The 20,194-nt window shown below is 62.4% G+C and carries 15 protein-coding genes and 3 tRNA genes; 16 read left to right on the forward strand and 2 right to left on the reverse strand.

All coding sequences use genetic code 11. The features are described 5' to 3' along the window. Positions 1-269: 269 nt before the first annotated feature. The 6 genes from PZH32_RS08225 to PZH32_RS08250 all read left to right on the forward strand — a co-directional run bounded on the left by PZH32_RS08225 (position 270) and on the right by PZH32_RS08250 (position 6,494). Positions 270-1,001: a tRNA threonylcarbamoyladenosine dehydratase gene (locus PZH32_RS08225; RefSeq protein WP_275207469.1), complete on the forward strand. Its 732-nt coding sequence runs from the start codon at positions 270-272 to the stop codon at positions 999-1,001. A 239-nt stretch (positions 1,002-1,240) separates the two neighbouring features. Then, positions 1,241-1,317: transfer RNA gene (locus PZH32_RS08230), tRNA-His, on the forward strand. A 78-nt stretch (positions 1,318-1,395) separates the two neighbouring features. Continuing rightward, positions 1,396-1,471 (forward strand) — tRNA-Lys (locus tag PZH32_RS08235). A 315-nt stretch (positions 1,472-1,786) separates the two neighbouring features. After that, on the forward strand, positions 1,787-3,640 hold the full coding sequence (locus PZH32_RS08240; protein ID WP_275207470.1) for an NYN domain-containing protein: 1,854 nt from the start codon (positions 1,787-1,789) through the stop codon (positions 3,638-3,640). A gap of 205 nt (positions 3,641-3,845) precedes the next feature. Beyond that, positions 3,846-5,885, forward strand: coding sequence for a cation:proton antiporter (locus tag PZH32_RS08245; RefSeq protein ID WP_343074508.1), 2,040 nt, complete (start codon positions 3,846-3,848; stop codon positions 5,883-5,885). A 165-nt stretch (positions 5,886-6,050) separates the two neighbouring features. Beyond that, positions 6,051-6,494: a hypothetical protein gene (locus tag PZH32_RS08250; protein WP_275207471.1), complete on the forward strand. Its 444-nt coding sequence runs from the start codon at positions 6,051-6,053 to the stop codon at positions 6,492-6,494. A 120-nt stretch (positions 6,495-6,614) separates the two neighbouring features. Here PZH32_RS08250 and trpS read toward each other — a convergent pair whose 3' ends face one another. Then, on the reverse strand, positions 6,615-7,628 hold the full coding sequence (trpS, locus tag PZH32_RS08255) for a tryptophan--tRNA ligase (protein WP_428994028.1): 1,014 nt from the start codon (positions 7,626-7,628) through the stop codon (positions 6,615-6,617). A gap of 181 nt (positions 7,629-7,809) precedes the next feature. On the opposite strand from trpS, the gene PZH32_RS08260 reads away from it, so the two are divergent. Then, positions 7,810-7,884, forward strand: a tRNA-Val gene (locus PZH32_RS08260). Positions 7,885-8,456: 572 nt separating this feature from the next. Here PZH32_RS08260 and PZH32_RS08265 read toward each other — a convergent pair. Further along, complete coding sequence (locus PZH32_RS08265; protein ID WP_275207473.1) at positions 8,457-9,503, reverse strand: inorganic phosphate transporter; 1,047 nt, start codon at positions 9,501-9,503, stop codon at positions 8,457-8,459. A 208-nt stretch (positions 9,504-9,711) separates the two neighbouring features. Here PZH32_RS08265 and PZH32_RS08270 point away from each other — a divergent pair, with 208 nt between their 5' ends. From PZH32_RS08270 to panC, 9 genes are all read left to right on the forward strand, one after another. Further along, positions 9,712-11,859 carry an ABC-F family ATP-binding cassette domain-containing protein gene (locus PZH32_RS08270; protein WP_275207474.1) on the forward strand — a complete coding sequence of 716 codons (2,148 nt, stop codon included), beginning with the start codon at positions 9,712-9,714 and terminating at the stop codon, positions 11,857-11,859. Between the two features lie 192 nt (positions 11,860-12,051). Continuing rightward, positions 12,052-12,513, forward strand: coding sequence for a tRNA (cytidine(34)-2'-O)-methyltransferase (locus tag PZH32_RS08275; RefSeq protein ID WP_275207475.1), 462 nt, complete (start codon positions 12,052-12,054; stop codon positions 12,511-12,513). A 240-nt stretch (positions 12,514-12,753) separates the two neighbouring features. Next, on the forward strand, positions 12,754-14,700 hold the full coding sequence (locus tag PZH32_RS08280) for a cation:proton antiporter (RefSeq protein WP_275207476.1): 1,947 nt from the start codon (positions 12,754-12,756) through the stop codon (positions 14,698-14,700). 178 nt (positions 14,701-14,878) lie between these two features. Beyond that, positions 14,879-15,556 carry a site-2 protease family protein gene (locus tag PZH32_RS08285; protein WP_275207477.1) on the forward strand — a complete coding sequence of 226 codons (678 nt, stop codon included), beginning with the start codon at positions 14,879-14,881 and terminating at the stop codon, positions 15,554-15,556. 15 nt (positions 15,557-15,571) lie between these two features. After that, entirely contained in the window at positions 15,572-16,363 is a 792-nt protein-coding gene (locus PZH32_RS08290; protein WP_275207479.1) for a segregation and condensation protein A, read from the forward strand. Between the two features lie 67 nt (positions 16,364-16,430). Continuing rightward, the gene (gene scpB / locus PZH32_RS08295) at positions 16,431-17,375 is read left to right on the forward strand and encodes an SMC-Scp complex subunit ScpB (protein WP_275207481.1); all 945 of its coding nucleotides are present in this window, start codon (positions 16,431-16,433) and stop codon (positions 17,373-17,375) included. Between the two features lie 144 nt (positions 17,376-17,519). Beyond that, positions 17,520-18,359, forward strand: a complete 840-nt coding sequence (locus tag PZH32_RS08300) for a pseudouridine synthase (RefSeq protein WP_275207482.1) — start codon at positions 17,520-17,522, stop codon at positions 18,357-18,359. A gap of 147 nt (positions 18,360-18,506) precedes the next feature. Beyond that, complete coding sequence (panB, locus tag PZH32_RS08305; protein ID WP_275207483.1) at positions 18,507-19,331, forward strand: 3-methyl-2-oxobutanoate hydroxymethyltransferase; 825 nt, start codon at positions 18,507-18,509, stop codon at positions 19,329-19,331. 9 nt (positions 19,332-19,340) lie between these two features. Then, positions 19,341-20,192 carry a pantoate--beta-alanine ligase gene (gene panC / locus PZH32_RS08310; protein ID WP_275207485.1) on the forward strand — a complete coding sequence of 284 codons (852 nt, stop codon included), beginning with the start codon at positions 19,341-19,343 and terminating at the stop codon, positions 20,190-20,192. Positions 20,193-20,194 lie beyond the last annotated feature (2 nt).

The raw sequence follows: 20,194 nt of genomic DNA on the forward strand, positions 1-20,194 counted from the left end.
CGGCAGCAGCCATCCGCGCCGCGTCCGCCAATCTCGCGTTCGATGGCTTTCTGCCCGATCGTCGGCCCCCGTCCATTCTCCGACTTCCGTCCGCTTTGCTCGTCGGTTCGACCTTTCCTTCTGCTCTGCCTATCTCGTTCGTCTTGTGTGCCTCCCGGCCGCAGTCGGATGCCCGTCTCGCATCGAGCCGTTCGTTCAGCTAGAATGCTCTAGCCGTGCGTTAGCCGCCGTCCGCCTTATCCGTACGTCTTAAGAGAAAGCTGCCACCTATGAGCTCCTCGTCTGATACGTTTGCCCGCACCCGCCTTTTGCTGGGGCAGGAGGGCCTTGATCGCTTAGCAAAAGCCCGGGTGGCTGTGTTCGGTGTGGGCGGCGTTGGCGGTTACGTGGTTGAAGCCCTGGCACGCAGCGGGGTGGGGGCGATTGATCTTGTCGATTCCGATGACGTGGATCCGACGAACCTCAACCGACAGATTATCGCTACGCTTGATAGCGTGGGGCGTCCCAAGGTGGTGGTGGCCGCCGAGCGCGTGGCCTCCATCAATCCCGCATGCCAGGTAGCCACGCACCAGTGCTTCTTCCTGCCCGAAACGGCTGGTCAGTTCGATTTCGCGGCCTGCGACTATATTGTGGATGCGGTGGATACGGTAAGCGCCAAACTGGCTTTGGTGGAAGCGGCTCACGCTGCGGGCGTCCCCATTATTTCCAGCATGGGCGCGGGCAACAAGCTCGACCCGACGGCCTTCCAAGTGGTCGATATTGCGCATACTTCCGTGGATCCGCTGGCCCGCGTTATGCGCAAAGAACTGCGCAAACGAGGCATCGATTCCCTCAAGGTGGTGTACTCCACCGAGCCGCCGCGCGAGCCTTTTCCCGACGGAGAGCGGGTGAAAGAAGGTTCCCGCCCGGCCCCAGGATCGGTGGCGTTCGTTCCCTCGGTGGTGGGCCTCATTATCGGTGGGGAAGTGGTGCGCGATATCGCGGGTGTTGCGCGTGGATAGCAGCTCTCTCCCTTGAGGCGCTTCCGGCCGATGCATGTTCCTTCGATGGCGCAGCGGTGCTGTGGGAAGGCGAGGAACGCCTTGGCGACGCGCCGCCCCGATGCCGAGTGACGTTTCGTGCTCTCAACTCTCAGTGCGCGAAGGGTGCCAGCGGCAGAGGATGACGTGCCAGTGGCTTCTGAAAAATAATGCTTGCGCCCAAGCACCGACATCCCTATAATTCAACCTTGCGCGAAATGGTGGGTGTGGCCTAGTTGGCTAAGGCGCCAGATTGTGGCTCTGGAGATCGTGGGTTCGAGTCCCATCATCCACCCCAGCGCGCTTGAAAAATTAGGTCTTGCAAACCGGTTTTGTTTGGTCTAAACTATTCAAGCGCTTTGCGCAGCAACCAAGTGCACCAGTAGCTTAGTTGGTAGAGCAGGGGACTCTTAATCCCAAGGTCGAAGGTTCGAGTCCTTCCTGGTGCACCACTGAAATTGCAGGTCAGGGTATGAATCCTGACCTTTTTTATTTTCTTGAACCCACTGGGGCGGCAAAGGTTTGTCTTAGCTTTGGTGGCATGTCGGTCAAAAATTCGGGATGTTTCGCCAAAGATAAGACAAGCTAAGACACGGCTCGGCGTTGTCCGGCGTCGTCGGTGCCCTCTCCGGCGTTTGTCCGACGCCGCGGCGCTCTCTCTGGCGTTTCCCAATTCTTACGCTTGGTTTCCGCGCCTGCGCAACAAGGAGAAATGTGCCATACTTGAAGGCAACGTATCTTATTACTGGTAAGGACCTTATTCCCTTATGGAAAAAACAATCATTGAAACGTCCGACCGCCGTCTGGCGCTGCTCATTGACGCCGACAACGTGTCGGCCCGCTACTTGAAGCCCATCCTGAACGAGCTTTCGAAGTACGGCACGGTCACCATTAAACGCATCTACGGCGACTGGACGCTCACCTTGCACGCCAAGTGGAAGGACGCCCTGCTGGAAAACTCCATTACGCCCATCCAGCAATTCGGTTACACCCAGGGTAAAAACGCCACGGACTCGGCCATGATCATTGATGCCATGGACATCCTCTACACCGACAACGTCGACGGGTTCTGCCTGGTGTCCAGCGATTCCGACTTCACGCGCTTGGCCAGTCGTCTACGCGAGAGCGGTCGCATGGTCATCGGCATGGGCGAGAAGAAGACTCCGACGCCCTTCCGCCGCGCCTGCGACGTGTTCACCACGTTGGAGCTGCTGGTGCAGAAGAAGAACGAGCGCAACGGCGGCAGCGGCAACGCCGTGCCGAAGGATTCGGTGGAGCAGGCCGTGGTGGACATCATCACCGATAATCAGAACAACGGCAAGGCCACGGGCCTAGGCGAGATCGGCAGCCGTCTGCAGAAGCGCTACCCCGATTTCGACGTGCGCAGCTACGGCACGAACCTGCTGTCCAAGCTGCTGGAGGAATTCACCCGCGTGCGCATCACCAAGGATCACAGCTCGGTCACGGTGGAGCTGGCCGAGGGCGAGGAGCCTGCGGAGCGCAAGGAGGAGCGATCCTCCGAGGCCTCCGAGGATCGCTCGCCGCGCAAGTCGCGCAATCGCCGCAATGGGCGCAACGACAAGGCCGAGAAGAGTGCGGAATCGGCGGGCGAGGAGCGCACCGTTGAAGTTTTTGAGCAGGCTGTCCCTGATCCGGCTGCTTCCGAAGAAGCCGCCGAGCCGCGCGAGACCGTGACGGAAGTGGTGGTTGAGGAAACTGCTGGTGAGTCGACTGGTGAACCGGCCTCTGAGCCTGCCATCGATGAAGCGCCTGCTCGACGGGTGCGCAACCACCGTGGTACGCGCCGCGTCGTGGCCAAGAAGCCTGCGCGTCTGACTGAGGGTGCCTCCATGCCGGTGGGGTTGCTGAAGGAGCCCGCCGCTGACAAGGCCGTCGCCGACAAGGCTGCCGCCGCTGGCGAGCAAGCCGCTCACGCCGGGAAGGATGCCGCATCTGAGGCGTCAGTCGCTGCTGCCGAGACGGTTGCGCCTGCTGCGGATGCCTCAAGCGAAGAGCCGCGGGACGTAAAGCCCGGTCGCAAGGCGCGTGCCCAGCGCAAGGCGGCGCAGCAAGAGGCCACGGAGACTGCTGTCAAGAGCGAGGACTCCGAGCAGCCGAAGGAAGCTGCGGCTAAAAAGCAGGCCTCCAAGAAGCAAGCTCCCAAGAAGTCTGCAACTCCGAAGAAGAGCCAGTCTGCGGCGCCGTCGAAGAAGAACGCGGCCTCGAAGGACGAAGCGTCTTCCTCGAAGGACGCCAAAACCTCTGCCACCTCTTCTGCGGCTTCGACGGCCGAGAAGCGCTCCGCCAAGGAGCCTGCTGCGACCGCCAAGACGACCGCCAAAAAGCAGCCGGCCAAAAAGGCCGCGGCCGGCACGTCCAAGAAGCGCGCGACCAAAAAGGCTCCTTCGCCCGATACGCCCCAGGGCTACATCCATCAGCTGGTGGCCGATGCGGGCAGCGAGGGCATCCTGCTCTCCACCGTCACCGATGGCGTGCGCGCAAAGTTCAAGGACTTCAAGGTGCGCGACCTCGGTTTTGCCCAAATGCGCCAGTACATGGCTTCAACAGGCCAGTACCAGCTGGAGAAGAGCGGGCGCAACTTCCGCGTGCGTCTGGCCTAGGGTCTGACATCGGCCGTGGCTCCGTAGCGTCTTTGCAGAACCTCCAAGGCAGCGATTCGACTATCCCGTGCATTCTGCGGGGGCGTTCACCGAGCGCCCCCGCTCTTTTTCTGAAAAAGCCCCCTTGCAAATAAGGGGTTTTGCCCTCATATTCTAGAATGATGCATTCATTCGACGACGATTACGGGGAAGCGAGGCGCGCTCTGTGGAGACATTGACCCTTGGGCTGTTCATGTTGGCCGCCGTGCTGGCCTCCTCGCTCATCGATCAAATCATCCCCCGCGTGTCGCTGCCCTTGGTGCAAATCGGTCTGGGCCTGCTCATTGCCATTGTGGCCGGCGGCGATATCGAAATCACCCTCGATCCCGAGTTGTTCCTGGTGTTCTTCATTGCCCCGCTCCTTTACGATGAGGCAAAACGCGCCGACAAAGAAGCTCTTTGGCGCGAGCGAAAACCCGTGCTGTCCCTGGCTATCGGCCTGGTGGTGGCCACCACACTCGTCATCGGTTTCTCGCTGAATGCGCTCGTCCCCTCTATTCCGCTGGCAGCGGCCTTCGCTTTGGGTGCGGCCCTGGGGCCCACCGACGCCGTGGCGGTATCCTCGTTGTCCAAGCAGGTGGACATTCCGAAGCGCCAGGCCAGCATGTTGAAGGGCGAGCTTCTGCTCAATGACGCCTCGGGCATTGTGTCATTCCAGTTCGCCGTGGGCGCGGTCACCACGGGCACCTTCTCGCTGCTTCACGCCAGCGAGGACTTCCTCATTGAGTTCTTGGGCGGCCTGCTGTTCGGCGCTGTGCTGGGATTTGTGGGCAACTGGGTGGTGCGCAAGGCCCGCGACATCGGCGTCGAGAACACGAACTTCCACGTGCTGTTCGAGGTGCTCATCCCGTTCCTCGTCTATCTCATCTCCGACGCCTGCCACGTCAGCGGCGTTATCGCCGTGGTGGTGGCGGGGCTTATCAACGTCACGTCGCCGCGCGGCACCATCGGGCCCTCGGTATCGCGCATGAACATCGTCTCGTCCAGCGTGTGGCATGTGCTTACCTATGCCCTGAACGGCATTGTATTCGTCATGCTGGGCACGCAGCTTCCCAACGCCATGCACGACACCTGGGACAACGTGGCCATCCAGAACAGCACGCTTATTCTTTTGGTGTTCGGGCTCACGTTCCTGCTGCTGTTTACGCGCTTTGTGTGGGTGCTGGTGATGGACTACCTGCACGTGCGGCGCAAAGAGCGGCGGTGGTTTTCTACCGACGACCTGCGCAGTGTGCTCATCACCACGTTCTCGGGGGCCAAAGGCACCATCACGCTGTCCATCATGTTCTCCATTGCTCCCAATATCATGTTGCGCCCCTACGCCGTGCCGTTCCCTCAGCGCGACCTGCTTATCTTCCTGGCCTGCGGCGTTATTGTGTGCACGCTGTTGCTGGCCACGTTCGTGGTGCCGCTTTTGGCGCCGAAGCGCGACGAAGGGGAGGGGGAGCGCCTTCGCCAGGAGCGGGATGCCGAGACCACCCTGGAGATCATGCGCAACGTCATCGAGATGCTGACGGCGCAGCAGACGGCCGAAAATCACGTGGAGACGCGCGCCGTCATTCGCTCGTACAACGATCGCGTGGCGCGCATTAAGGAGACGAACGGCATTGAGGACGAGCCCAACGTGGCGCTGCGCTTGAAGGCGCTCGGCTGGGAGCACGAGCGCGCCATCGAGCTCATGGAAAGCGGCGATGTATCCGCAGTGGTGGGCTACCAATACCTCAGCCGCCTCGAGCGCATGATGCATCTGCTTGAGCACAGCGGGCAGATCGGCGGCATGCACGCCTTCCGTATCCGCCTGCGCGCGTTCCTGCATCGGGGCGTGAACGCCGTGCTGCGCGAGCTTCCCGGCCACACCATGGCCGCCCGTACCGAGGAAATGCGGCAGCTGCAGGTGAAGTGCCGCGTGTATGCCATTCAGCATTTGGAGGACGCCGTGGCTTCCAGCCAGGTGTCCACCGAGGACGCGGCGGCGCTGCTGCTGGAGTACCAGCGCAGTCTGGGCGCGCTCCACAACACGGTGCCCACGGTGACGGCGGTCATTAAGGTGGAGGATCGCACCGACGATATGAAGCGTCTGGCCTATCGCTACGAGCTCGAGCAAATTCAGGAGGCCTACGAGGAGGATCGCCTCTCGCGCATCCAAGCCCGTCGCCTGCGCGAGAACGTGCAGCTCATGCAGATGGACCTCGAAGACACGGTGTAGCGGGCCATGCGGCCTATCTCTTAACGGCGCTTTAAGATTTGCTGAGCGAAAGTTTAAGTTTCGTCCCTCGGGTCCGGCCCGAGGGACGTTCTCCTTTATGGTGGGGAAGGAGCCGCCCGCAGCGGATGCGGCTCTGGTCCCTGTGTCCCGGAAAAGGAGGATCCCATGAAGGAACTGATGCTCAAGCGCAAAGGCGTGCTTTTCTGCTGCGCCATGGCTCTGGCAGCTGCCGCCTTTGTCGGTGTTGGCGTTGCCCAGGCGAACGCGGCCGACCTCGAGGAGGTTGAGGGCGAGACGCCGGCAGCCGTAGCGGTTGACGATAAGAAGGCGGATGCCGTTGACGAAGCAGTCGTGGACGGAGGCGAGGCCGAGCAGCCGACCGGCGAGGACACCGCTTCTGCGGGTAAGCAGGAGTTAGACGCTGCGGCGACAAGCAAAGGCGACGAAGCTGTTGAGCTGATGGCAGGGGAGCCCTCGGAGGGCGTTGACGCCATGACGGTGGAGATGCCCGCCGACGGCACGGTGGAGCTGGTGGACGAGGCTCAAAGCGAGCGCGTTGATGAGGAGCCGCCCGAGCTGGAGGAGTGCCCCGCCAGCGAGCTGGACTAGGACTCGAGTAGGATCTGCGGCCAGAGGGCTCGCTGGTTGAATTGTTCGCGTTCCCTTACATGCAAAGGACCCCTCATTGAGGGGTCCTTCTGGTACCTACGCTAGTGCTGGATTGGGTGGCTAGTACACCATGCCCATGGCCTCGCGCACTTCATTCAAAGTGGCGTTGGCAATTTCGTTGGCCTTGCGATTGCCCTCATGGAGGATCTCGCGCACATACTCGGTATTGCCCTCCAGCTCGCGACGACGCTCGCGGATAGGGGCCAGGTAGTTGTTGACCGACTCGGTGACGTAGCGCTTCAGGGCGCCGGCGCCGTCGTTGCCAATTTCAGCGGCGATGTCCTCCTCGGTGCGGCCGGTGGTCAGGGCCGCGGTGGTGAGCAGGGCCGACACGCCCGGGCGGTTCTCCTTGTCGAAGGTGATGAAGCGCTCGGAATCGGTCTGGCTCTTCTTGATAAGCTTGGCGGTTTCCTCTTCCGTGGCGGAAAGCGCAATGGCGTTGCCGTAGCTCTTCGACATCTTGCGGCCGTCGAGGCCGGGGATTTCCACGGCTTCGGTGAGCAGCGCCACCGGTTCGGGGAACACGTGGCCGTAGCGCTCGTTGAAGCGACGGGCAATCTGGCGGGTCTGCTCGATGTGGGGCAGCTGGTCCTTGCCCACGGGCACGATGTTGCCCTTGCAGAATAAGATGTCGCAGGCTTGGTGCACCGGATAGCTGAGCAAAAGACCCGTGAGCGCATGACCCGAAGCCTCCTGCTCGGCCTTCACCGTGGGGTTGCGCAAAAGCTCCGCCTCGGTGACCAGCGACAGGAAGGGGAGCATGAGCTGGTTCAGGGCTGGCACCGCGGAGTGGGTGAAGATGATGGTCTTCTCGGGGTCGATGCCGCAGGCCAGGTAGTCGATGACCATGTTGTACACGTTGTCGGCAATGTTGGCCGTGGTGTCGCGGTCGGTGATGACCTGGTAGTCGGCAATGAGCACGCGGGTCTTGATGCCCATGTCCTGATGCTTGACGCGCTCCTTCAAGGTGCCGAAGTAATGGCCCATATGCAAGCGTCCCGTGGGGCGATCGCCCGAGAGCATGGTGTACTTCTCGGGATGGATTGCCAAGTCGGCGTTGACCTCGTCGCTCATCTTCTTCTGCGCGAGGAAAGTTTCGCTGGTGAAATCACTTGCCATGGAGCCGTCCTTTGGGTCGAAAACTAAAGTTGTGAATATATTGCTCTAGTATACAAGATTCCCTCTTGCATGTTCCTTGGAAGCCGTGTATTATATTTAGCCGTCGCAAGTTGCTAAGTCACTTGCACAACCTTTCGGTCGCTTGGCTCAGCGGGAGAGCATCGCCTTCACACGGCGGGGGTCACAGGTTCAAATCCTGTAGCGACCACCATGAATTCGCAGGTCGGAAGTTGAAAAGCTTCCGACCTGTTTTGCTTTCGGAGCTGGCTCAAATGGCAAGACGGGGTTATGGGGCAAAAATGCGTCCGCTCCCAATTGCGCTAGATGACGAGCGGCTATCACTTGGTTCTCAGCGCCCTGGTCAAATAGGCCGTGTTTTCCATCCGAGGGTTGAAAACCGGGAGTTTTTGGTCAATGGGAGGGCGTTTTCCATCGATTCGGTGGTCAATAAGAGGGTGTTTTCCATCGAGGCGAATTCCGCAATCTGTTTTACCAGGTCAGAGGAGTGCGGCTTGGAACGGTTTGGAGGGCTCTCTTGCAAAATGATGGAAACCGCCCCTGATTTGACCAGAAATCGCTCTTTTTTGAGGGACGGATGGAAAACGGGCGGTAATTGACCACGGGCTGGTCAATCGAGCGCCGGTTTCCATCGTGAGGGCTGCGTAACGCTGGTGTGGATGGGTTTAGGGGGTTCGCAGCTTGCTGGGGCAGCCTTCGGCTCGGCGCATCAACCCGCTGGGGCCGACGCCCGATGGCGACCGGGGCGTTGCGGCGCTCGTGCCCTTACAGCCCCATGAACAACTTGGCCAGCAGAAAGCCGATGAGGCCACAGCAGGGGAAGGTGATGACCCAGGCCACCACCATGTTCTTGGCGATGGACCAGTTCACACGCTTCAGATTCTTCGAGGCGCCTACGCCCATAATGGCAGCCGTGGAGCAGTGGGACGTGGAAACCGGCATGCCTGTGATGGAAGCCACGAACAGGGTGATCACCGTAGAGATGGAGGCGGCCAGGCCCTGGTATTTCTCGAGCTTCACCATGTCCATGGCTACGGATTTGATGATGCGCTTGCCGCCGACCAGGGTGCCCAGCGAGATGGCCAGCGAGCACAGGATCATGAGCCACAGGGGGAAGTTCGTCTCGCCGCTGGATTCCATGCCGAAGGCCAAGGCGATGCCCAGAAGGCCGATGGACATGAACTTCTGGCCGTCTTGGGCACCGTGAAGAAAGGACAGAGCGCAGGCGCAGATGTCCTGGAACACGATGCAGATTTTGTTGGTGGTGGAAAGTTCGACGGTATCGAAGAGGAACTCGATGAGCCGCGTGGCAAGCCAGCCCAGAATAAAGCCAGCCACCAGGGAGAACACCATGCCGTAGATAACCAGCATCCACTCGCTGAGCACCACGCCGGCAAGGCCGTTCATGGCAATGGCGCCACCAGTGATGCCGGCAATAAGCGAATGGGACTTGGAGGCCGGAATGCCGCGGAACCAGCAGAAGATGCCCCAGCCTATGGAGGCTATCATGGCTGCCATCAGCGCCATCAGGGCCTGGTGCGTGTTGCCCGAGAAATTGACCATGTTGAACATGGTGTGGGCTACGGCGGTGGAGATGTAGGTCATGCCCAAAAGTCCCACGAAGTTGAAGACGGCCGCCAAGCCAAGGGCCACGCCGGGTTTAAGACAGCGTGTCGACACCGCCGAGGCAATGGCGTTGGGGGCGTCGGTGGCGCCCGAAATAACCGTCACGCCCACAACAAGGGCCAGGATAACGAGCAACACCGGGTGAGATCCGGCCTGATCAACGAAGGTCAGAAGGGTCAAGTCCATAGATACGGCTCCGTCTCTTCACAGACTTCGCGCGAAAGCGCAGTGCTCCTATTCTATAACACTCTGGCTCATTAAACGGCGTTGAGCGAAAATGATCGGGAAAGCTCTCGTCAGGATACGACTCGATGCACTAAACTACCTTCGTGGCTTGGCGGCTGCTCTGTTGTCGCCGGCCCTTATTTTCACAGCGATATACCAGGACGTTTTCATGATCCTTCAGACTGAACATATTTCGAAATCCTACGGTGGCCGCCAACTTTTCCACGACGTCACCTTCCGTTTGGAAGAATACGACCGTCTGGCCTTGGTGGGCCCGAACGGCGCCGGTAAGACCACGCTGCTGAACATCATCTCGGGCGAGGACGACCCGGACGAGGGCCGCGTGCTCTTTGCCAAAGGGGCCCGCGTGGGCTACCTGGAGCAGGAGGCCATTGAAATGGGCGACCTGCCGGTGTTCGAGGAGGTCATCTCGTCGCAGACCGAGGTGCTCGAGGCCGAGCGCCGCCTGCATAAGCTGGAGGCCGAACTGGGCACGAATCCCACGGAGGCCCAGCTGGCGGCCGTGGGTCGTGCCCGCGACGCCTACGAGATGATGGGCGGCTACACCCTGGAGTCGAAGGTGCGCAGCGTGCTCTTCGGGCTGGGCTTCGCCGAGAAGGACATGGAGCGCTCCACCACTGAGTTCTCCGGCGGTTGGCAGATGCGCATCGCCCTGGCGAAGCTTCTCATCCGCAATCCGGAGGTGCTGCTGCTCGACGAGCCGACCAACCATCTGGACCTGGAATCGGTGAAGTGGCTCGAGGGCTTTTTGCGCGGCTATGCCGGCACTGTCATCGTGGTGTCCCATGACCGCGCCTTCATGGACAACATGGTGGACCGTGTGGCCGAGATCGACAACGGCGAGGTCAACCTGTACAAGGGCAACTACTCGAAGTACCTGAAGGAGCGCGAGGAGCGCCTGGAGCGGCTGAAGGTAGAGCGCGCGAAGTCGCTGGAGGAAATTGCCCACTTGCAGGCCTTCGTCGATCGCTTCCGCTACAAGGCCACCAAGGCCAAGCAGGCCCAGGAGCGCGAGCGCCGCATCGAGAAGATCAAAGAGACGCTGCCCGTCATTCCCGAAGAGAAGAAGACGGTGCATTTCAACTTCGTGCAGCCGCCGCGCACCGGCGATGAGGTAGTGCGTGCCCGTGGCCTGGTGAAGCGCTATGGCGATCACACGGTGTACGACGGTGTGGACTTCACGATGTACCGCGGCGACAAGGTGGCCCTGGTCGGGCCCAACGGCGCGGGCAAGTCCACGCTGCTCAAGATGATCGCCGGGGTGGAAAAGCCCGATGCGGGCACCATCGACTATGGCGTGAACGTCGACCTGACGTACTATGCCCAGCATCAGCTGGAAGAGCTGCATGCGGGCAACACTGTGTTCGAAGAGCTGGACCACGCGGCTCCGGGCTGGTCGATTTCCCAGGTGCGCAGCTTGCTGGGCGCGTTCTTGTTCACGGGTGATGCCGTGGACAAGAAGGTGGGCGTGCTGTCCGGTGGTGAGAAGGGCCGCTTGGCTTTGGCGAAGATGCTGGTGGCGCCCAAGCCCTTGCTGTGCCTGGACGAGCCCACCAACCACCTGGATATCTCCAGCGCCGATGTGCTGGAGCAGGCGCTTCAGCATTTTGAGGGCACTATCCTGTTCATCACCCACGACCGCCATCTTATCCGCGGCGTGGCCAATCGCATTGTCGAGGTGAAGGACGGCAAGATTACCAACTACGATGGCGACTACGACTACTATCTGTACAAGTCGGGCCAGCTGGACAATCCCGATACGGCCGATCGCTCAGTGGTGGACGAGGTGCTGGAGGATACGGGCATCCACGGGAAGGGGAGCGCCGGTGCGGTAGAGAAGCGCAAGCCCGGCGGTGCGGCGGCGGGCAAGATCACGGTGAACCGGCGCCGCGACCGCGAGGGAGGGGCAACGGCGGGTGCGCCGGCTGCGTCGACCCGTGCAGCCCAGCTGGCGGCAGATCCCACGCAGCTCACAGCGCCCAAGGGCAGCGCCCCCAAGACCAAGGAGCAGAAGCGCCGCGAGGCCGAGGCCCGCAACCGCGCCTATGCCGCGCTGAAGAACCATCGCAAGCGCATCGCCCAGCTGGACGAGCAGATGGAGCGCGACAACGCGCGCATGGAGGAACTGCTGGCTCTGATGGCCGACCCCGACTTCTACGTGAACGAGGACGCCTCCTCCGACGCCATTGCCGAGCATGCGAAGCTCAAGCAGCGCCTGGCGGCAGCTGAGGAAGAATGGTTTATGCTCACCGAGGAGCTGGAAGAGGAAATGGCCCGGCAGCAGGAGCAACTGTAACTGAGCCGTGCGTGCTGCTTTGTCCGGCCCGCGCCAGGGGGCATCCTGATTTGTTCGGCGATCGCCACGGGGCATGCCAATTCGCTCAGACAGTCCTCGCTTTGGAAAACAGTCCACTGGACTGTTTTCGTCGCTGCGGAACTCGCTCGGTTGGCATGCCCCGTGTCGACCGCCTGCTCTTAGGGAGTTGATATGCTGAACATTGTCCTAGTTGAACCGGAGATTCCGCAGAATGCGGGGAATATTGCGCGTACGTGCGCGGTGACGGGGTCGCGGTTGCATCTTATCGAGCCGATGGGCTTTCGGCCCACGGAGAAGAACCTCAAGCGGGCTGGATGCAACTATTGGAACGACGTGGACATTGTGCGCTGGCCCTGTGTGGAGGCGTTTCTGGAGGTTCACGGCGCCGACGAGTTGCACCTGTTCACGGGGGGCGCGCCCCGTCTGTATACCGAGGTGGCCTACGGCTCCGAGGCGTTTCTGCTGTTCGGGCGCGAGAGCCGGGGCCTCGATCCGACGCTCATCGAACGCTTCGCCGATGCCTGCGTGCGCATTCCCATGCGGCCGGAGCTCGATTCGCTCAACGTGTCCAACGCCGCCGCCATTGCCGCCTACGAGGCCCTTCGCCAGCAGGGCTTCCCGGGACTCTCGTAACGCTGTCGCCCCCGAACCGCCGTTTCCGGTGCACCGCCATCGAGTCGTCCTCTCCGGGTCGTCGGTCCTGGGTCGCCTTCGACCGTCCTCTCCGGGTCGCCGTCGCCCCTGGGTCGCCCTCCACCTGCTGCCAGCGCCGTCGGTCTAAAGGCTCGGGCTCCTACCCGATGCCTGGGGTTCGGCTCCCTCGTCATTCGCTAAGGTACTGCGAAACTGAGCGACGACGAGGAGCTGGCTTTCGTGCAAACTTTCGAGTTGATTTTGTTCCTGCTGGCGGCGGTTATTGCCTCCAGCATCTTGGAGAAGTTCTTGCCGCGGGTGTCCCTGCCGCTGGTGCAGGTGGCACTGGGCGTGGGCATTGCGCTGGCAGTGACCACGCCGCTGGAGTGGGGCATCGATACGGAACTTCTCCTCATTCTGTTCATCGCGCCGTTGCACTTCAACGAGTCGCGCCATGTTGATTCCGGGGCGTTGTGGAACAACCGCTGGGGCATCGCCTCGCTGTCGGTGGGCCTTGTGTTCGCCATCGCCTTTGGCTGCGGGCTTGCTCTGCACGCTCTGGTGCCGGCTATTCCGCTGGCCGCTGCTGTGGCTCTGGGCGCCGCTATGGGCTCCACCGATGCCGTGGCCGTAACGGCGTTGACCCACGATCGCCGGTTCGGCCGCCGTCACGAGGCGCTGCTCAAGGGCGAGGCGCTGTTCAACGATGTGACTGGTACGGTGGTGTTCCAGTGCTGCATGAATATCATCGCGGTCGGCGCATTTTCGGTCATGCACGCCGGCGAGGAGTTCGCCCTCGACCTCTTCGGCGGTTTGTTCGGCGGGTTCATCATGGGCGCGTTGGCCTGGGGGCTGCTGGAGCTCATTCGCCGCGCCGGCCTCGACAATCCCACCCTCCACGTGATGCTGGAGCTGCTGCTGCCCTTCGTCATCTACTTGGCGGCGAAGTCGCTTCATATCGGGGCGGTCATTGCCGTGGTGGCGTCGGGCCTGATGATGTCGCTTCTGCCGCAGCGCCACAGCGCCGAAGCGGCCCGTACTAAGTTGCAGGCCAAAAGCGTGTGGGAGACCATCGAATTCGTGCTGAACGGTATCATCTTCGTTATCCTGGGCATGCAGCTGCCGCGTCTTCTGCGCCCGGCCGCCGATGGCGCGCTCAGCGATCCTTGGGGCCTGCTGGCCATTGTGGTGGTACTGACGCTCGTGCTGGAGGCGGTGCGCTTCCTGTGGATCCTGGGGATGGATCTGCACGCCGCCGCTCGCGAAGGACGCTCCCTGACCAGCTGTCTTGATCGCGCCCACCTGAAAAGCACCCTGGCCATGGCTTTCGCCGGCGCTAAGGGCGGCATCACCCTTTCGCTCATGCTGACCATGGGGGCCGCGGTGCCCGATCGCGCCGAGCTCATCTCAGTGGCCTCGGGCGTGATTGTGCTCACGCTGCTGCTGGCAAATTTCGCGGTGCCGGCGCTGGTACCTTCGAAGCGATCGGCGCGGCGTACCCGCGAGCTCGTGGACGCGGAAATCGACTTGGTGTGCCAGGTCATTGCCTCCATCGAGGCCGACGCGCACTTTACGGGCGCCGTGCGTTCCGCGGCAGGGACGGCAGACGGGGCATCGGGTGCGGAAAGTGCGTGTGCCAGTCAGGCGCCCGGGGAGGTTGGCACAACGGTGGCAGAGGCGCGGCATGCGGAAGGGGAGGGCGCTGAGATCGAGGCCGGGGCTGAGGCCGAGGCCGCAGTCCCGGCTGCGGGCCAGTCGGTCATCGATGAGCCGGCCACGGCCATTGTCATGAAGCGCTACGCCGACCTGCTGCAGGATCTGGCGCCGGCGGCCAGCGCTCCAGCTGCGCGCCGCGCTCGGGCTGAGGCCGCTCGGGTGGACGCCCTCTTCGACCAGCTCGACCAAGTGGCCCGCGACGCCGTGCTCTGGGATGGGGAAGAGGACGACGGCGATGGCGAGGGCGCCGACGGAAGCGTGGTGGCGCTGGCGGGAGAAGGACCGCGCAGCATCTCGGCTCACTTCCGCGCCATGCGCGCCACCCATGACGCCATCGAGAATGTGCAGGAGCAGGCCTTGGTGCGCGAACTGCAGCTTATCAAGGAGCTGGTGGCCGAGGGGAAGATTTCCGCCTCCCATGCCAAGGAGCTGCGCAACACCGTCTACATCCAGCAATTGGTGCTCGACTAAGGCGCTCAAGCCCAGTCCGTGGCCGGCCTGCTTTTCGTGCCACTTCCAGGGAAGCGTTCCGACGCGGGCGGGGCGCCCCATTCGACGGAGCACTCCCGCTCCCTCTCGTCGGCGGTTTCTGTGGGTTTGCGACGCAGGGTAGCGCGGGACGGTCGGCGGTGCGCTACACTACCAGGCTATGGTTAACATTCCTTACATCATTTGCGCGGTACTCAGCTTCATTCCGGCCCTCGTGCTCCACGAGGTGGCCCACGGCTATGCCGCCTACAAGCTGGGCGATCCCACGGCCAAGGCCTCGGGGCGCCTGTCGCTCAATCCGCTCAAGCACATCGACCCCTTCGGTACGGTTATCTTGCCGTTGTTGCTGATGGTCATGGGCTGGCCGGTGTTCGGCTACGCGAAGCCCGTGCCCTACAATCCCCGCTACTTCAAGGATCCGCGCCGCGACGACGTTATCGTGGGCCTGGCCGGTCCGGCGGCCAACCTGGTCATGGCGGCGGTTGCGGGGGCGGTGGCCTGGGCCTTGTACCAGCCGGCTTTGAACGGTCTCATCGACAACGAGTTCTTCGCTTACTTCTATTTGATGTTCCTGCCCACCTTTGCGCTCATCAACTTGTTCCTCATGTTCTTCAACCTGCTGCCCATTCCGCCGCTGGACGGCTCGTCCATCTTCGCCATTCTCATTCCGGCGAAGTACCTGCCGAAGTACTACCAAATCCAGCAGTACGCGTTCCCCATCTTCATGATTGCCGTGGTGGTGGTTCCCTACGTGTTCAACTTCAACCCCTTCTCGTGGTATCTGGGGCTGACGGCGGGCAACTTGGGCAACCTGTTGTTCCCCTTCCAAATTTACTAGGAAGCGCGGAGTCCCATGTCCTACAAGGTGCGCATCGAAAGCTTCGAGGGTCCCTTCGACCTGCTGCTTTACCTGGTCAGCCGTCAGAAGGTGGATATCGGCGCCATCTCCATCACCGAGATTGCCGATCAGTACCTCGAGGAAGTCTCGCGCATGAAGACGCTGGACTTGGACGTGGCCAGCGACTTCCTGCTGGTGGCCTCCACGCTGCTGGAGATCAAGGCGGCCAGCCTCATCCCGCGCGAGCGCACCGATCTGGACGACGAGTTTGCCGAGCTGGCTCCCAGCGAGGCCCGCGACATCCTGGTCGACCGCCTTATGGAGTACAAGAAGTTCAAGAACGCCGCGACGGTGCTGCACAATCGGTTCTTGGCCGAGGGCCGCATGCATACGCGCCCCTTCGGACCCGATGCGTGCTTCTTGGGACTCATGCCCGACTTTCTGCGCGGCGTGTCCATCGACGCCCTGGCCTACCAGGCGGCGGCCGCCCTGGCGCGACGCGAGGTGTTCCTGCTGGAATCGGAGCACATTGCCGCGAAGCCCATTCCCGTAGAGGTGCACGTGCGCGCCATCCACCAGCGCATTATGAACCGCAAGCATCTGCGGTTCTCCGATCTGGTGAATGCCGAAACGCCCACGGAAGTGATAGTCGTTACGTTCCTGGCCATTCTGGAGCTTTACAAGCGCGTTATGGTGCGCCTGGAGCAGGCGGAAGATTTCGGCGACATTGCCATCGACTACATCGAGGGTTCCGGCGAGCTTATCTTGGACGGCGATGACGCGCTGACCTCGGTGGGCGAGGGTTAGGAAACCGCATGGGCCGGGGCTTGGGCGCGCCGGTTCGCGAAGCCGGAAAGAGACAGTGAGAGGGACTATGTTCGAAGGATTGCAAGAGGATCAGCTCAAGGGAGCCGTTGAGGCCATGCTGTTCGTCACCGACGAGCCGGTGGGCACCATTACCCTGGCCGAGATGTTGGAGTGCGACGTGGCCCTGGTCGAGGCGGCGCTGGTGGAGCTTCGGGCCGATTTGGAGGCCCGCGGATCCGGCATCCAGCTGCGCGAGGTGGCGGGTGGTTGGCGCCTGTTCACCCATCCGGCCTACCACGAGCTTATCGAGAAGTACGTCCTGTCCTGGGACACGCGCAAACTGTCCGGCGCCGCCATGGAAACCCTGGCCATTGTGGCCTACCTGCAGCCGGTAACCCGCGCCTCGCTGGCGTCGGTGCGCGGCGTGAACTCGGACAGTCCCCTGAACTCGCTGGTGGAGAAGGGGCTGGTGCGCGAAGTGGGTACCGCCGACACGCCGGGCAACCCCACGCTGTACGGCACTACTCGCGGCTTTCTGGAGAAGTTCGGCCTGCGCAGCCCGGCCGATCTGCCTGATCTGGCCGACTTCGCCCCCGACGAGGAAACGCGCCGCCTGATCACCGAGCGCTTGAGCGCCAGCCGCCAGGACGTGGGCGTTACCGACGAGCAGGCCCAGTTGATGGCCGGCGCTCTTATGGAAGCCGATCTGGCCGATCATGATGGCGAGGCGCTGCTGTTCGACGAGGAGGCCTACGTGGGCCTCGACGCGGCCGCCGCTTCGCTGGCCGAGGCCGTGGCCCAGGAGCGTGCCGCCGCGGAAGCGGAAGCGCTCGATGGGGAAGAGTCGATGGGCGACGCGAGTTCCCAGACGCAGGTCGAGGACGATCCCGCAGAGGCCGCCGAGCGCCAGCGCAAGGAGGAGGCCCTGTTTGCCCAGGCTATCGCCAGTACCTTGGGTGTCGTGGACAAGATCGACTTCGACAGCCTTACCTTCGAGACCGACGACGAGTAAGTGTTTCGTCCGTTCTGACGGAGCGGACGGACAGGCCGACGTGGCTCAACCGAAGGACACGTGGCCCCAAAGCGGGGCAATCTGAAGCGCCTCAGAGCCGCTCGATGACTTTGCCGATTATGTAAAAGGGTGCTGATTGTGGAGATGAGACTGCAGAAATATCTGGCGCGGGCCGGCGTAGCTTCGCGCCGCCACTCCGAGGAGCTGATCGCGGAGGGGCGCGTCGCAGTAAACGGTCAGGTGGTCACCGAGATGGGCGTGAAGGTAACGCCTGGGGTCGATCGGGTGACGGTAGACGGCGTTCCCGCGGAACTGCCCGTAGAGAACGTCACGCTGATGCTGCACAAGCCAGCGGGGTATGTAACCACCATGAGCGATCCCCAGGGTCGTCCTACGGTGGCCGAGTTGGTTGACGCAGAGGCTTACCCGGGGCTTTTTCCCGTGGGCCGTTTGGATACGGACACCACGGGGCTGCTGCTCTTCACCACCGATGGCGAGCTGGGCCACGGGCTCCTGCACCCGCGCCATCACGTAACGAAGCGTTACGTGGCCCTGGTGGAGGGCGCTCTTTCCGAGGAGCAGGCTGCGTTGCTGCGAGCGGGCGTTGAACTTGAAGACGGCCTTACGCTGCCAGCTGACGTGCGCATTCTTAAGGGGAAGGATGCCCAGGTGGCCGCGCGCCTCATCGGCAGCGACGAGGCAGCCAGCGGCACGCGCCAGCGTCACGGCGGCAAGCGCAGTCGGGCGGCTTTGGAGGCGGACGGCACCTATGTGGAGGTAGGCCTGCGCGAGGGTCGCAAGCGCCAGGTGCGCCGCATGCTCGAGGCGGTGGGGCATCCGGTCATCGCTCTGCATCGACAGTCCTTCGGCCCCCTTGATCTGGCGGATCTTCCCCGCGGAGCCCAGCGCATCCTTACTGAGGAGGACGTGGCGGTCCTGCGCCAGGCGGCCGGCATCGAACTTAACCGCGCGAAGGTCTCATAGCCTGCGTCTTCCGTTGATCGCAAATACCTATGGAAACCGCTCATTTTTAGTAGCGCGGCTTGGCGTGGCGCGCCTATAATACGCGCCAGAGAGGATACCGTTGCACCGGGGAGAGGCCCCGGGCGGCAGGATCGAAAGGAAGTAACTATGGCTGTTACTGTGTCTACGTGTCTCAAAATGAAGGCCGAGGGCAAGAAGATCTCCATGATCACCGCCTACGATTACACCACTGCGCGCTTGGTGGACGAGGCGGGCATCGACACTATTTTGGTGGGCGATTCGCTCGGCAACGTCATGCTCGGCCTGGGCGATACCGTCTCCGTCACCATGGAGGACATGATCCATCACTGCGCCGCCGTGGCACGCGGCACCAAGAACGCGCTGGTCGTCTGCGACATGCCCTTTATGTCCTACCAGGCCAGCGTCTACGACGCGGTGGTGAACGCCGGGCGGCTCATGAAGGAGGGGCGGGCGAATGCCGTGAAGCTGGAGGGCGGCGTAGAGGTGGCCGAGCATATTCGCGCCATCGTGAACGCCCAGATTCCCGTGTGCGCCCATATCGGCCTGACGCCCCAGGGCATCAACGCCCTCGGCGGTTTCAAGGTGCAGGGCAAGACGGCCGATTCCGCCCGCAAGTTGCTGGAGGACGCCCATGCCGTGGAGGAGGCCTGCGCCTTCGCCGTGGTGCTCGAGGCCATTCCCGCCGCATTGGCTGCCCGCGTGTCCGAAGAGCTGACCATTCCCACCATCGGCATTGGCGCCGGAGCCGGGTGCGACGGCCAGGTGCTGGTGAACCAGGACATGCTGGGCATGTTCCACGACTTCACGCCGAAGTTCGTGCGTCGCTTCGCCGAGGTGGGCGACATCATGCGCGAGGCCTATGCGGAATACGACCGTTGCGTGAAGGACGGCAGCTTCCCGGCCGCCGAGCACACCTACGCCGCCCCCGAGGGCATTCTCGAGAGCCTGTAGGAGGCCGTCATGCAGCTGATCGAAACCGTTGCCGGCGTCAAGGAACAGGTGGCCGCTTGGAAGGCCGCAGGGCTTACCATCGGGCTTGTGCCCACCATGGGATCGCTTCACGAGGGCCACGAGAGCCTGATGGACGCCGCCCGCGCCGCTTGCGACAAAGTGGTGGTATCCGTGTTCGTGAATCCCTTGCAGTTCGGTCCCGACGAGGACTACGACAACTATCCGCGCGACATTGAGCGAGACGGCGCCATTTGCGAGGCTCACGGCGTGGACGTGGTGTTTCACCCTACGCCCGAGGAAATGTACGGTCCGAACTACAACACCTACGTGGTGATGGAGACCCTGACCGACGCCCTGTGCGGCGCCTCGCGGCCGGGGCACTTCCGCGGGGTGTGCACGGTGGTGAACAAGCTCTTCAACATCGCCCAGCCCGATAAGGCCTTCTTCGGCCAGAAGGATGCCCAGCAGCTGGCCATCATCAAGCGCATGGTGGCCGACTTGAATATGAATTTGCAGGTAGTGGGCTGTCCCATCGTGCGCGAAGAGGACGGTCTGGCTAAAAGCTCGCGCAACACCTACCTGTCGGCCGAGGAGCGCCAGGCGGCCTTGGTGCTGTCTCGGGCCATCTTCGCCGGCGAGCAGGCGGTGCGCGCGGGGGAGCGTAATGCGGCCGCACTCAAGCGTCACATGGGCGACATCATTGCCGCTGAGCCTCTGGCCCGCGTCGACTACATCGAAGTGGTGGACGGTGCCACGATGCAGCCGGTGGAGACCCTGGGGTCCTCGGTGCTGACGGCCATGGCCGTGTACATCGGCTCCACGCGCCTCATCGACAATTTCATCTACGAAGAAGGGGAGTAACC

Source organism: Adlercreutzia equolifaciens, from assembly GCF_029076695.1.
Classification (GTDB): Bacteria; Actinomycetota; Coriobacteriia; order Coriobacteriales; family Eggerthellaceae; genus Adlercreutzia; species Adlercreutzia equolifaciens_A.

Bases quoted from the DNA above. Each gene is read 5' to 3' on its own strand.
- PZH32_RS08225 (WP_275207469.1), top strand. From the start codon at position 270: ATGAGCTCCTCGTCTGATACGTTTGCCCGCACCCGCCTTTTGCTGGGG.
- trpS (WP_428994028.1), bottom strand. From the start codon at position 7,628: ATGAGCGACGAGGTCAACGCCGACTTGGCAATCCATCCCGAGAAGTAC.
- PZH32_RS08270 (WP_275207474.1), top strand. From the start codon at position 9,712: ATGATCCTTCAGACTGAACATATTTCGAAATCCTACGGTGGCCGCCAA.
- PZH32_RS08300 (WP_275207482.1), top strand. From the start codon at position 17,520: ATGAGACTGCAGAAATATCTGGCGCGGGCCGGCGTAGCTTCGCGCCGC.
- PZH32_RS08275 (WP_275207475.1), top strand. From the start codon at position 12,052: ATGCTGAACATTGTCCTAGTTGAACCGGAGATTCCGCAGAATGCGGGG.
- PZH32_RS08265 (WP_275207473.1), bottom strand. From the start codon at position 9,503: ATGGACTTGACCCTTCTGACCTTCGTTGATCAGGCCGGATCTCACCCG.
- panC (WP_275207485.1), top strand. From the start codon at position 19,341: ATGCAGCTGATCGAAACCGTTGCCGGCGTCAAGGAACAGGTGGCCGCT.
- PZH32_RS08290 (WP_275207479.1), top strand. From the start codon at position 15,572: ATGTCCTACAAGGTGCGCATCGAAAGCTTCGAGGGTCCCTTCGACCTG.
- panB (WP_275207483.1), top strand. From the start codon at position 18,507: ATGGCTGTTACTGTGTCTACGTGTCTCAAAATGAAGGCCGAGGGCAAG.
- PZH32_RS08240 (WP_275207470.1), top strand. From the start codon at position 1,787: ATGGAAAAAACAATCATTGAAACGTCCGACCGCCGTCTGGCGCTGCTC.
- PZH32_RS08250 (WP_275207471.1), top strand. From the start codon at position 6,051: ATGAAGGAACTGATGCTCAAGCGCAAAGGCGTGCTTTTCTGCTGCGCC.
- PZH32_RS08285 (WP_275207477.1), top strand. From the start codon at position 14,879: ATGGTTAACATTCCTTACATCATTTGCGCGGTACTCAGCTTCATTCCG.
- scpB (WP_275207481.1), top strand. From the start codon at position 16,431: ATGTTCGAAGGATTGCAAGAGGATCAGCTCAAGGGAGCCGTTGAGGCC.